Raw genomic sequence first — 12,260 nt, 5'->3', positions numbered from 1 at the left:
AGCCCGCCGAAACGGCGGAGGGCCGCCGCACCGGATCGGTGCGGCGGCCCTCACGGCCGTACGGGTACGGGTGCGTCAGTGGACGCTGCCCATGAGCCCCTGGACCTTCTTGCGGTACATGTAGATCGCGAAGCCGGCCGCGACGGCGAGCGTCGCTTGCAGGGCGATGATTCCCGTGCCGTTGAGGTCGACTCCCGCGATGGAGAGCAGACCCGTGGTGCAGTCACCGGCGGTGACGGCGAGGAACCAGACACCCATCATCTGGGAGGCGTACTTCTGCGGCGCCATCTTCGTGGTGACGGAGAGGCCGACCGGGGAGAGGCACAGCTCACCGATGGTCTGGATCATGTAGATCGAGACGAGCCACATCGGGGAGACCTTGGTGCCGTCGCCCGCCATGTTCATCGGGACGATGAAGACGAAGAAGGACGCGCCGACCAGGACCAGGCCCATCGCGAACTTCACGATGGTGTTCGGCTCCTGGTTCTTGCGGGCCAGCCACAGCCACAGCCAAGCGAAGACCGGGGCCAGCGCCATCACGAACAGCGGGTTCAGCGACTGGTACCAGGTGGCGGGGAAGCCGAGCCCGAAGATCGTGTCGGCGGTCTTGGCGTCGGCGAACAGCGACAGCGTCGAGCCGCCCTGGTCGTAGATCATCCAGAAGATCGCGGCGGCGACGAAGAACCAGATGTAGCCGGTCACGCGGGACTTCTCGCCCGCGCTCAGGTCCTTGTCGCCCTTGATGCGGGCCAGGACGGCGACCGGGATGATCAGACCCGCGAGGGTGATCGGGACCATCGCCCAGTTCAGGGTGTACATGCCCATCGCGACGACGGCGCCGTAGAACGCGGCGGCCACGACGACGACGACGGCGACCTTGGTGATGACGGCCTTGCGCTCCGCGGCGGACAGCGGGTTCGGGACCTCGCTGCTCTTCGGGTTCAGCGTCTTGCCGAAGGCCAGGAAGACGGCCAGGCCGAGGCCCATGCCGACGGCGGCGAGGGCGAAGCCCAGGTGCCAGTTGACCTTCTCACCGACGGTGCCGATGACCAGCGGCGCGAAGAACGCGCCCAGGTTGATGCCGATGTAGAAGAGCGTGAAGCCACCGTCACGGCGCGGGTCGTCCGCGCCCTTGTAGAGGTGGCCGACCATCGTCGAGATGTTGGCCTTCAGGAGGCCGGAGCCGACCGCGACGAGCGCGAGACCGACGAAGAACATGGCCTGGCCGGGGATGGCCAGCGAGACGTGGCCGAGCATGATCACGGAGGCCGCGATCGCGACGGTCTTGCGGGCGCCCCAGACGCGGTCGCCGAACCAGCCGCCGGGCATGGCCATGAGGTAGACCATCGAGACGTAGACGGAGTAGATCGCCGTCGCCGTCGCCGCGGTCATCGCGAGACCGCCGCCCTGGCTGCCCGTAGCGGCGTCCACGCCGCCGGAGACCAGGTACAGAACGAGAAGGGCCCTCATGCCGTAGTAGGAGAAACGCTCCCACATCTCGGTCATGAAGAGAGTGGCCAGACCACGGGGGTGGCCGAGGAAGGTCTTCTCGTAGCCGAGGGGTTCGGCCGAGTCCTTCGTCAGGCTGGACGCCATGTCGATCCTTGCTCTGTCGGGACGCACGCCTTGTGAGCGTGATGCGCCCGGTGGGGGAGGCCGGCACCGGCGGAGCCATGGGGGACTCCACCGGGATCCACGCCCCGGGAAACGCGTCTACGCGCCCCGGAACCCGGCCCACAGGTCATTCACCGTCTTCGAGGTTCGGCGGAGCCGACCTCACGCAGAAAGAGGACCTTGGCGCGCGAAGCTGGCCAAAGGTCCCCGATTACCGCTACAGACGTCGAGCCACCATACGACACGACACTGCCGGATATGGAAGGACTTGAGAGATGGATCACAGGTGATGGTGCAACCGCACAAGGTCATTCGAAGGTCATGCGCAAGATACCCACAAGATCTCCAGGGGTCGTCCGGGGCAAGCGGATCTCTCCCCGTCCCGGCACCCGCGCGGACTACCATCACCCCATGACCCGTGTACTGCTCGCCGAGGACGACGCCTCCATCTCGGAACCGCTGGCCCGCGCCCTGCGGAGAGAGGGGTACGAGGTCGAGGTCCGCGAGGACGGCCCCACCGCCCTCGACGCCGGACTCCAGGGCGGAGTGGACCTGGTCGTGCTCGACCTGGGGCTCCCCGGCATGGACGGCCTCGAAGTCGCCCGGCGACTCCGTGCCGAGGGCCACACCGTCCCGATCCTGGTGCTCACCGCGCGCGCCGACGAGGTCGACACCGTGGTCGGACTCGACGCCGGCGCCGACGACTACGTCACCAAGCCCTTCCGGCTCGCCGAACTCCTCGCCCGCGTCCGGGCCCTGCTCCGGCGCGGCGCCACCGAGCCCGTCGCCGCCCCCACGACCCACGGCGTGCGGATCGACGTCGAGTCGCACCGCGCCTGGATGGGCGACGAGGAGCTCCAGCTGACCGCCAAGGAGTTCGACCTGCTCCGGGTCCTGGTCAGGGACGCCGGCCGGGTCGTCACCCGCGACCAGCTGATGCGCGAGGTCTGGGACACCACCTGGTGGTCCTCCACCAAGACCCTCGACATGCACATCTCCTGGCTGCGCAAGAAGCTCGGCGACGACGCGGCGAACCCCCGCTACATCGCCACCGTCCGAGGCGTCGGCTTCCGCTTCGAGAAGAGCTGACCCTCCGAGACGAGCCGACACCCCCCGCCCCCGGAGAACACCGTGCGCCGCCGTCTCATCAACTCCACGCTCGCCGTGGTGCTCGTCGTCGTCGCCGTCTTCGGCGTCTCCCTGGTCATCGTCGAGGCCCGCACCATCTCCAACAGCGCCCAGGAGAGCGTCGACCTGGAGGCGCTGCGGATCGTCTCCATCGTCGACAGCCGGCTCATCGGCGGCGAGCCGGTCAACCCGGACATCCTCGCCGAGCAGAGCGGCGCCAAGCGGTACGCCCAGATCCGCATCCCCGGCCGCGACACCATCGAGATCGGCACCCGCCCCGAGGGCGACGTCATCCGGGGCCTCGCCGAGGGCGAGCGCGGCGAGAGCGTCGTCGTCGAGGAGTCCCGCTCCGCCGTCACCGCCGAGGTCGGCCGCACCCTCATGATCATCGGCGCGGTGGCGCTCCTCGCCGTCGTCGCCGCCGTCCTCCTCGCCGTACGCCAGGCCAACCGGCTCACCTCCCCGCTCACCGACCTCGCGGAGACCGCCGAGCGCCTCGGCTCCGGCGACCCGCGCCCCCGGCACAAGCGGTACGGGGTCCCCGAGCTCGACCGGGTCGCGGACGTCCTCGACGCCTCCGCCGAGCGCATCGCCCGGATGCTCACCGCCGAACGCCGGCTCGCCGCCGACGCCTCGCACCAGCTCCGCACGCCCCTCACCGCACTCTCCATGCGCCTGGAGGAGGTCGCCCTCGCCGACGACCTGGACACGGTCAAGGAGGAGGCGACGATCGCGCTCACCCAGGTCGAGCGGCTCACCGACGTCGTCGAGCGGCTGCTGACCAACTCCAGGGACCCGCGCACGGGCTCCGCCGTCGCCTTCGACCTCGACGAGGTCATCAAGCAGCAGATCGAGGAGTGGCGGCCGGCCTACCGCAGCGCCGGACGGGCCATCGTCCACTCCGGCAAGCAGGGGATGCGCGCGGTCGGCACGCCGGGCGCGGTCGCCCAGGTCCTCGCCGCCCTCATCGAGAACTCGCTCATGCACGGCGGCGGCACCGTCGCCCTCCGCACCCGCGTCACCGGCAACCAGTCGGTGATCGAGGTCACCGACGAGGGACCGGGTGTCCCCGCCGACCTCGGCGCGCGGATCTTCGAGCGGGCGGTCAGCGGCCGCAGCTCCACGGGCATCGGCCTCGCGGTCGCCCGCGACCTCGCGGAGGCGGACGGCGGCCGCCTGGAGCTCCTCCAGCAGCAGCCCCCGGTCTTCGCGCTGTTCCTGGGCCGGGAGGTCAGAAGCGTCGCGGAGACACCCCGGGAGCGCCCCGTACGGTGACCGCCCGCGCCGGAGGCGGCTGTGGGTGAAGCCCCTATGCCCGGGATATTCGCATGCGGGCCACGGGCGCCAGCCCCGCCATGAGCAGCAGCCCGCCGATCGGCAGCAGGTCGAGGTCGGCCGCGAAGAGCACGAAGCCCACGAGGACCAACAGGGGGCTCCAGACGGGCAGCAGACGCGGTCGGGCGGCGACCAGCATGACCAGCAGGGTGAGCCACCCCAGCTGGAACGCGAGCGGCCCGATCATCTGCAGCGGTTCGGGCAGGGGCGCCGCGCTGTCCAGGTCCGCGAACAGGTCACCGAGGATCACCCAGAGGAAACAGGCGACACCGAAGAGGCCGGCCGTCGCCGCCGCGTTCGCCAGGAGGCGTCCGCGGCTGGTGGTGGCGGGCACGAGCCGCCGCAGTCCCACCGTCACCACGCCGAAGAGCGCGAAGCCGACGAAGAACAGGGCGTGGCCGAGGTTCCAGGCGAGCCCGGGGCCGTGTTCCCCGTCGAGCCCGTCGACGAGCCGCAGCAGGCCGTACAGCACCAGCAGCAGTGGAGCGATGAGGGCGGGACTCTTCACGCCCAGGCGTCGGGAGGTCATATGAGCAGCCTCACAGGCCGCCGCTCCCGGGCCTATCGGGGACGGCCCCCACCCGACCCGGTAATCCGACCCGTAGGGGACGCGCCCCGAAGACGCGCCCCCGAGCCGTCAGACCCGGTTCGGCTGGCGGCGGGTCGCCTGCCGCGGGGCCTGCTCCAGGAAGGACTCGGCGGTCTGCACCGCCTCCTTCGCCGGCAGCGCACGGAACACCCACGTGCGGTAGGACCAGAAGCGGAAGAGGGTCCCGATCCCGATGCCGAAGAACTTGAAGAAGTTGCTCGCGAGCGGGCCGTCCCAGCCGAAGCCGTACGTCGCCGCGTAGAGCACGCCGTTCTCGATGACCATGCCGACCACGCTGAACAGCAGGAACAGCGACAGTTCCTTGGTCCGGCCCGACTTGTCCCGGTCGCGGTACGTGAAGTAGCGGAACCCGATGTAGTTGAAGACGATCGCGACCACGGTGGCGATCAGGCTGGCCCGCACCATCGGGATGTCGGTGAAGTGGCGCACCAGGTTGAAGACACCGAGGTTGACGAGGACGCCGAGGCCGCCGACCAGACCGAACTTGGCGACCTCCCGGGCGAGCCGGTCGAGTCGCGTGCGAAGCGCACCGGGTTCACTCATGGTGATGGGTCTGTCCCGTCCGTCCGGATGACGTCCGGGCGACGTCAACCCAACCATGCTAACCAGCCGCTCCGTCACCCGCCCGGGTACCTCGCAATCCATGGAGCGAGCCGTTCCCCACCTGGGCTCTCCTTGTGCCAACACACAGCCGGAAGAGTGTTCCCCGATGGTGCGGATACCCTAAGAGGGTGACGTTCCCGGTAGTAGGCATGGTCGGCGGCGGTCAGCTCGCGCGTATGACCCACGAGGCGGGTATCCCCCTCGGCATCAAGTTCAAGCTCCTCAGCGACACCCCGCAGGACTCCGCGGCCCAGGTGGTGAGCGAGGTCGTCATCGGCGACTACCGCGACCTGGCTACGCTGCGTGACTTCGCGCGTGGCTGCGATGTGATCACCTTCGATCACGAGCACGTCCCCACCGAGCACCTCAGGGCCCTCGAAGCGGACGGCATCCCCGTCCGCCCCGGGCCCGACGCTCTGGTGCACGCCCAGGACAAGGGGGTGATGCGCGCGAAGCTCGACGAGATCGGCGCACCCAGCCCCCGGCACCGTCTCGTGACGGACCCCGAGGACGCGGCGGCCTTCGCCGCCGAGGTCGGCGGTTTCCCGATCATCCTCAAGACCGTGCGCGGCGGCTACGACGGCAAGGGCGTCTGGTTCGTCCGTACGCCCGAGGACGCCAGGGACCCCTTCCTCGCGGGCGTCCGGGTCCTCGCCGAGGAGAAGGTCGACTTCGTCCGCGAGCTCGCGGCGAACATCGTCCGCTCCCCGCACGGCCAGGCCGTCGCCTACCCCGTCGTGGAGTCCCGTCAGGTCGACGGCGTCTGCGACACGGTGATCGCCCCCGCCCCGGACCTCGACGACGCGCTCGCCGGGCAGGCGCAGGAACTGGCGCTGCGGATCGCCAAGGAACTGGGCGTCGTCGGCCATCTGGCCGTCGAGCTGTTCCAGACCACGGACGGCCGCATCCTCGTCAACGAACTGGCGATGCGCCCGCACAACTCCGGCCACTGGACCCAGGACGGCGCGATCACCTCGCAGTTCGCCAACCACGTCCGGGCGGTCCTCGACCTGCCCCTCGGCGATCCGCGCCCGCGCGCGACGTGGACCGTGATGTGCAATGTCCTGGGCGGCGACTACCCGGACATGTACTCCGCGTACCTGCACTGCATGGCCAGGGACCCGCAGCTCAAGATCCACATGTATGGCAAGGACGTGAAGCCCGGCCGCAAGGTGGGGCACGTCAACACCTACGGCGACGACCTGGACGACGTGCTGGAGCGCGCCCGCCACGCCGCCGGCTACCTGCGAGGAACGATCACCGAGTGAGCAGCACGAGCCCCGCCACGAGCCCCGCCACCGACACCGCCCCCGTGATCGGCATCGTCATGGGATCCGACTCCGACTGGCCCGTCATGGAGGCCGCCGCGCAGGCCCTGGACGAGTTCGGGATCCCGTACGAGGTCGACGTCGTCTCCGCCCACCGGATGCCGCGCGAGATGATCGCGTACGGCGAGGAGGCGGCGGGCCGCGGCCTCAAGGCGATCATCGCCGGCGCGGGCGGCGCCGCCCACCTGCCGGGCATGCTCGCCTCCGTCACCCCGCTGCCCGTCATCGGCGTGCCGGTGCCGCTGAAGTACCTCGACGGCATGGACTCGCTGCTCTCCATCGTGCAGATGCCGGCCGGCGTCCCCGTCGCCACGGTCTCCGTCGCGGGCGCCCGCAACGCCGGTCTGCTCGCCGCCCGGATCCTCGCCGCGCACGACCCCGAGCTCCGGACCCGGATGAACGACTTCCTCCAGGAGCTCAACGACCAGGCGACCGAGAAGGGCAAGCGGCTGCGGGCCAAGGTCGAGGGCGCCGAGTCCTTCGGGTTCGCCAAGTGAGCGCCTCGGAACGGCTGGAGGAGGCCCGCGCCCTGCTCGCGGGCCACCCCGTCGTCGACGGCCACAACGACCTGCCCTGGGCGCTGCGCGAGCACGTGCGCTACGACCTCGACAAGCTCGACGTCGGCGCGGACCAGACCGGTGTGCTCCACACCGACCTCGCCCGGCTGCGGGCCGGCGGCGTCGGCGCCCAGTTCTGGTCGGTGTACGTGCCCTGCCGGCTGACCGGAGACGACGCGGTCAGCGCCACCCTGGAACAGATCGACATCGTCGACCAGCTCCTGGAGCGGTACGCGGCCGACCTGGCCCCCGCGCTGACCGCCGACGACATGGAGGCCGCCCGCGCGGAGGGCCGCATCGCCTCCCTGAAGGGCGCCGAGGGCGGCCACTCGATCAACAACTCCCTCGCCACCCTGCGCGCCCTGCACACCCTCGGCGTGCGCTACATGACGCTCACGCACAACGACAACAACGACTGGGCGGACTCGGCGACCGACGCGCCCGGCGTCGGCGGGCTCTCCGCCTTCGGCCGTGAGGTCGTCCGCGAGATGAACCGCTGCGGCATGCTCGTCGACCTCTCGCACGTCGCCGCCACCACCATGCGGGACGCGCTGGACGCCACGGCGGCGCCGGTGATCTTCTCGCACTCCTCGGCGCTCGCGGTCTGCGACCACCCGAGGAACATCCCGGACGACGTCCTGGAGCGGCTGCCCGCCAACGGCGGCGTCGCGATGGCGACCTTCGTGCCCAAGTTCATCCTCCCGGCGGCCGTCGAGTGGACCGCGCGGGCGGACGACAACCTCCGGGCGCACGGCTTCGACCACCTCGACACCACGGCCGAGGCGATGAAGCTGCACCGCGCCTTCGAGGAGGCGAACCCCCGCCCGATCGCCACCGCCGCCACGGTCGCCGACCACCTCGACCACATGCGCGAGGCCGCCGGCATCGACCACATCGGCATCGGCGGCGACTACGACGGAACGGCCTTCACCCCGGCCGGACTCGACGACGTCGCCGGCTACCCGAACCTGGTCGCGGAGCTGCTGCACCGCGGCTGGTCGCACCCGGACCTCGCCAAGCTGACCTGGTCCAACGCCGTCCGCGCACTCCGTGACGCGGAGGCGGTCTCGCGCGATCTGACGAGCCGTACGGCCCCGTCGAACGCGACGCTCGACGCCCTGGACTCCCCGGTCGTCCCGCGGGCCTGACGGCTCGTACGGGCCTCCGGGCCTTCACCCGGACGGCCCAGCCCGCCGCGCCCCCGCAGGGGGCCGGTGGCACGGTGGACGGTACTGCCCCGCCGCACTCGGCGGGGCGGTACTGCATCGCCGAGTTCGGAGTAGCACCATGGCGGATCTGCTAGACGACCATCCCACCCTCTCCACCGTTCCTGCCGCCGCCGGGGAGCCCTCCCCACCCGAGCCACCCCCACCGCTCGACGAGACGGCCCGCGCCCGCGCCATCCTGGCCGCCCAGCCCGTCACCGAGGGACACACCGAGCTGCCCCGGGCCCTCGACCCGGAGGACCTCCCGCCCGTCCGGGCCGCGGAGGCCGGAGCCCAGTTCTGGTCCCTGCACGTCGACTCCGACGACGGCGTCATCGGGACCCTGCGCCGCATCGACGCCGTCCGCGCGCTCGTCGCCGCCTGCCCGGAGGACCTGCGCCTCGCGTACACCACCTCCGAGATGGCCCACGCCCGCAACTGCGGCCGGGTCGCCGCGCTGCTCGGGCCGGTCGCCTGGACCGCGCTCGGCGGCTCCGCGGCGACCCTGCGGGCCTACCACGCCCTGGGCGTACGGGCCGTCAACCTCACCCGCTTCGACCGCTTCGCCCGTGAGGCGGTCCGGGAGATGAACCGCATCGGCCTGGCCGTGGACCTCTCGGGCGCCGACCCGGACACGGTCCGCCGCACCCTCGCGGTCACCCGCGCGCCGGCCCTGCTCACCCGGGCGGCCCCGGAGGCCCTGCCGGACGACGTCCTCGGCCTCCTGGGCGAGAACGGCGCCGTCTGCATGGTCACGGTGACCGACGACCCCGTCGCCGTCGCCGACGTCCTGGACCGGCTGCGGACCGGCGCCGGACCGCACTGCGTGGGCGTCTCCCACACGACCGCCCCGGCCCTCGGCCACGTCCCGCTCTTCGCGGAGCTGCTGCGCCGGGGCTGGCCCGCCCAGGACCTGGTGGGGCTCGCCCACGCCAACGTCACCAGGGCGCTGCGGGAGACGGAGTTCCTGGCCCGCACGAACCGCATCAGGCCGGCGGCGGCCTGACCGCAGGACGGGCAGGACAGGAAGGAGGGGCGCACCCGACCGGGTGCGCCCCTCCTTCTGTGTGTACGCCTCGGGCGCGTCCGTGCGCCCGCTTCACGCGCGCGTGGACGGCTACGGGCCCGCCTCACGCGCGCGTGGACACGGCTACGCGCGCGGCCGGCCCATCGCGCGGTACGTCCAGCCCGCCGCCCGCCAGCGCTCCGCGTCGAGCGCGTTGCGGCCGTCCAGGATCACCCGCGAGGAGGAAACCTCGGCCAGCTCCGCCGGGTCGAGCTCACGGAACTCGCGCCACTCGGTCAGGTGCAGCACCACGTCCGCCCCGCGTACGGCCTCCAGGGCCGAGTCCGCGTATCCCAGGGTCGGGAAGACGCGCCGGGCGTTGTCCATGCCCTTCGGGTCGTAGACGGTGACCTGGCCGCCCTGGAGGTGTATCTGACCGGCCACGTTCAGCGCGGGGGAGTCGCGGACGTCGTCCGAGTCCGGCTTGAAGGTGGCGCCGAGGACGGCGACCCGGCGGCCCAGGAAGGAGTTCCCGCCCAGCACCTCCCGGGTCATCTCCACCATCTGGCCGCGCCGCCGCATGTTGATCGAGTCGATCTCGCGGAGGAAGGTCAGGGCCTGGTCGGCGCCCAGCTCGCCCGCGCGGGCCATGAAGGCCCGGATGTCCTTGGGCAGGCAGCCGCCGCCGAAGCCGATGCCGGCCCGCAGGAACTTGGCGCCGATCCGGTCGTCGTGGCCGATCGCCTCGGCCAGCTTGGCGACGTCGCCGCCGGCGGCCTCGCAGACCTCGGCCATCGCGTTGATGAAGGAGATCTTCGTGGCGAGGAAGGAGTTCGCGGCGGTCTTCACCAGTTCGGCGGTCGGGAAGTCGGTCACCACGAACGGCGAGCCCGCGCCGACGGGGACCGCGTACACCTCGCGCAGCGTCTTCTCGGCCCGCTCGCCGCGGACGCCGACGACGATCCGGTCGGGGCGCAGGGTGTCCTGCACGGCGAAGCCCTCGCGCAGGAACTCGGGGTTCCAGGCCAGCTCCACGCCCTCCGGCAGCACCTCCGCGAGCCGTTCGGCCGAACCGACGGGAACGGTCGACTTGCCGACGACCAGGGCCCCTTCGCGCACGACCCCGGCGAGGGAGGTGAAGGCGGCGTCCACGTAGCTCATGTCGCAGGCGTACTCACCGTGCTTCTGCGGGGTGTTCACACAGACGAAGTGCACGTCGCCGAAGGCGCCGACCTCCTCCCAGGAGGTGGTGAAGCGCAGCCGGCCGCTCGATCCCTCGATGCCGGCCACGTGCTTCGCGAGGAGTTCCTCGAGACCGGGCTCGTACATCGGGACCCGGCCGGAGGAGAGCAGCTCGATCTTCTCGGGTACGACGTCCAGGCCGAGGACCTCGAAGCCCAGTTCCGCCATGGCCGCGGCGTGGGTGGCGCCGAGGTAGCCGGTGCCGATCACGGTGATCTTGAGGGCCATGCGGGTCTCCAGTGACGTCGGGCGGAATGCCTGCCCGAGCATAGTCGTGCCCTGGCCCGCGGCCCGGCCACGCCCTACCCTTTGGGTTACTTAACGGTAGTTAGCAAGCGTGGGAGTGAATGAGCATGGCGGGTTCTGCCGATTTCGACCTGTATCGGCCCTCCGAGGAGCACGAGATGCTCCGGGAGTCGGTGCGTGCGCTGGCGGAGGCGAAGATCGTTCCGTTCGCGGCGGCGGTGGACGANTTCGACCTGTATCGGCCCTCCGAGGAGCACGAGATGCTCCGGGAGTCGGTGCGTGCGCTGGCGGAGGCGAAGATCGTTCCGTTCGCGGCGGCGGTGGACGAGGAGGGCCGGTTCCCGCAGGAGGCCCTGGACGCGCTGGTCGCCAACGACCTGCACGCCGTGCACGTCCCCGAGACCTACGGCGGCGCGGGCGCGGACGCCCTCGCGACGGTCATCGTGATCGAGGAGGTCGCGCGCGCGTGCGGGTCGTCCTCGCTGATCCCGGCCGTGAACAAGCTGGGCTCGCTGCCGGTGATCCTGTCCGGCTCGGAGGAGCTGAAGCACAAGTACCTCGGCCCGCTGGCCAAGGGCGACGCGATGTTCTCCTACGCCCTGTCCGAGCCCGACGCCGGCTCGGACGCCGCCGGGATGAAGACCCGCGCGGTGCGCGACGGGGACTTCTGGGTCCTCAACGGCGTCAAGCGGTGGATCACCAACGCCGGCGTCTCGGAGTACTACACCGTGATGGCCGTCACCGACCCCGACAAGCGCTCCAAGGGCATCAGCGCCTTCGTCGTGGAGAAGTCCGACGAGGGTGTCTCCTTCGGCGCCCCGGAGAAGAAGCTCGGCATCAAGGGCTCCCCGACCCGCGAGGTCTACCTCGACAACGTCCGCATCCCCGCCGACCGCATGATCGGCGCCGAGGGCACCGGCTTCGCCACCGCGATGAAGACCCTCGACCACACCCGCGTCACCATCGCCGCCCAGGCCGTCGGCATCGCCCAGGGCGCCCTCGACTACGCCAAGGGCTACGTCCAGGAGCGCAAGCAGTTCGGCAAGCCCATCGCCGACTTCCAGGGCGTGCAGTTCATGCTCGCCGACATGGCCATGAAGCTCGAAGCCGCCCGCCAGCTCACCTACGCCGCCGCCGCCCGCTCCGAGCGCGTCTCCGCCGGAGCCGAGAAGGAACACCTCACCTTCTTCGGCGCCGCCGCGAAGTGCTTCGCCTCCGACATCGCGATGGAGGTCACCATCGACGCCGTCCAGCTCCTCGGCGGCTACGGCTACACCCGCGACTACCCCGTCGAGCGCATGATGCGCGACGCCAAGATCACCCAGATCTACGAAGGCACCAACCAGGTCCAGCGCATCGTCATGGCCCGCAACCTCCCGTAACGGC

General features: G+C 71.1%; 11 protein-coding genes. 7 read left to right on the top strand and 4 right to left on the bottom strand.

What is annotated here, in order from left to right:
- Window positions 1-75: 75 nt before the first annotated feature.
- On the bottom strand, window positions 76-1,596 hold the full coding sequence (locus ASD33_RS05015; protein ID WP_056553963.1) for an oligopeptide:H+ symporter: 1,521 nt from the start codon (window positions 1,594-1,596) through the stop codon (window positions 76-78).
- A gap of 429 nt (window positions 1,597-2,025) precedes the next feature.
- Between ASD33_RS05015 and ASD33_RS05010 the strand changes: the two genes are divergently transcribed.
- Complete coding sequence (locus ASD33_RS05010) at window positions 2,026-2,703, top strand: response regulator transcription factor (protein WP_056553960.1); 678 nt, start codon at window positions 2,026-2,028, stop codon at window positions 2,701-2,703.
- 42 nt (window positions 2,704-2,745) lie between these two features.
- Complete coding sequence (locus ASD33_RS05005) at window positions 2,746-4,017, top strand: ATP-binding protein (RefSeq protein ID WP_056553959.1); 1,272 nt, start codon at window positions 2,746-2,748, stop codon at window positions 4,015-4,017.
- Between the two features lie 34 nt (window positions 4,018-4,051).
- Here ASD33_RS05005 and ASD33_RS05000 read toward each other — a convergent pair whose 3' ends face one another.
- Window positions 4,052-4,606 (bottom strand): hypothetical protein, encoded by a 555-nt coding sequence (locus tag ASD33_RS05000; protein ID WP_056553955.1) that lies wholly within the window; start codon window positions 4,604-4,606, stop codon window positions 4,052-4,054.
- A 108-nt stretch (window positions 4,607-4,714) separates the two neighbouring features.
- Window positions 4,715-5,230 carry a GtrA family protein gene (locus ASD33_RS04995; protein ID WP_056553951.1) on the bottom strand — a complete coding sequence of 172 codons (516 nt, stop codon included), beginning with the start codon at window positions 5,228-5,230 and terminating at the stop codon, window positions 4,715-4,717.
- Between the two features lie 188 nt (window positions 5,231-5,418).
- Here ASD33_RS04995 and ASD33_RS04990 point away from each other — a divergent pair, with 188 nt between their 5' ends.
- From ASD33_RS04990 to ASD33_RS04975, 4 genes are all read left to right on the top strand, one after another.
- Window positions 5,419-6,558 carry a 5-(carboxyamino)imidazole ribonucleotide synthase gene (locus ASD33_RS04990; protein WP_079044564.1) on the top strand — a complete coding sequence of 380 codons (1,140 nt, stop codon included), beginning with the start codon at window positions 5,419-5,421 and terminating at the stop codon, window positions 6,556-6,558.
- Window positions 6,559-6,617: 59 nt separating this feature from the next.
- Entirely contained in the window at window positions 6,618-7,115 is a 498-nt protein-coding gene (gene purE, locus ASD33_RS04985; RefSeq protein ID WP_056554901.1) for a 5-(carboxyamino)imidazole ribonucleotide mutase, read from the top strand.
- Window positions 7,112-8,323: a dipeptidase gene (locus ASD33_RS04980; protein WP_056553944.1), complete on the top strand. Its 1,212-nt coding sequence runs from the start codon at window positions 7,112-7,114 to the stop codon at window positions 8,321-8,323. The genes purE and ASD33_RS04980 overlap by 4 nt, the downstream gene beginning before the upstream one ends.
- Window positions 8,324-8,462: 139 nt before the next feature.
- Complete coding sequence (locus ASD33_RS04975; protein WP_056553941.1) at window positions 8,463-9,386, top strand: membrane dipeptidase; 924 nt, start codon at window positions 8,463-8,465, stop codon at window positions 9,384-9,386.
- Between the two features lie 144 nt (window positions 9,387-9,530).
- Here ASD33_RS04975 and ASD33_RS04970 read toward each other — a convergent pair whose 3' ends face one another.
- Window positions 9,531-10,856 carry a UDP-glucose/GDP-mannose dehydrogenase family protein gene (locus ASD33_RS04970; protein WP_056553938.1) on the bottom strand — a complete coding sequence of 442 codons (1,326 nt, stop codon included), beginning with the start codon at window positions 10,854-10,856 and terminating at the stop codon, window positions 9,531-9,533.
- 245 nt (window positions 10,857-11,101) lie between these two features.
- Here ASD33_RS04970 and ASD33_RS04965 point away from each other — a divergent pair.
- On the top strand, window positions 11,102-12,256 hold a 1,155-nt coding region (locus tag ASD33_RS04965), incomplete at its 5' end, for an acyl-CoA dehydrogenase family protein (protein ID WP_242426916.1).
- Between the last annotated feature and the right edge of the window lie 4 nt (window positions 12,257-12,260).

Source organism: Streptomyces sp. Root1304 (assembly GCF_001426405.1).
In the GTDB taxonomy this organism is placed as follows: domain Bacteria; phylum Actinomycetota; class Actinomycetes; order Streptomycetales; family Streptomycetaceae; genus Streptomyces.
This window is presented reverse-complemented; position numbering and strand designations above follow the sequence as displayed.

Coding starts and splice junctions, on each gene's coding strand:
- ASD33_RS05015 (WP_056553963.1), bottom strand. CDS start 1,596: ATGGCGTCCAGCCTGACGAAGGACTCGGCCGAACCCCTCGGCTACGAG.
- ASD33_RS05010 (WP_056553960.1), top strand. CDS start 2,026: ATGACCCGTGTACTGCTCGCCGAGGACGACGCCTCCATCTCGGAACCG.
- ASD33_RS05000 (WP_056553955.1), bottom strand. CDS start 4,606: ATGACCTCCCGACGCCTGGGCGTGAAGAGTCCCGCCCTCATCGCTCCA.
- ASD33_RS04995 (WP_056553951.1), bottom strand. CDS start 5,230: ATGAGTGAACCCGGTGCGCTTCGCACGCGACTCGACCGGCTCGCCCGG.
- purE (WP_056554901.1), top strand. CDS start 6,618: ATGGGATCCGACTCCGACTGGCCCGTCATGGAGGCCGCCGCGCAGGCC.
- ASD33_RS04975 (WP_056553941.1), top strand. CDS start 8,463: ATGGCGGATCTGCTAGACGACCATCCCACCCTCTCCACCGTTCCTGCC.
- ASD33_RS04970 (WP_056553938.1), bottom strand. CDS start 10,856: ATGGCCCTCAAGATCACCGTGATCGGCACCGGCTACCTCGGCGCCACC.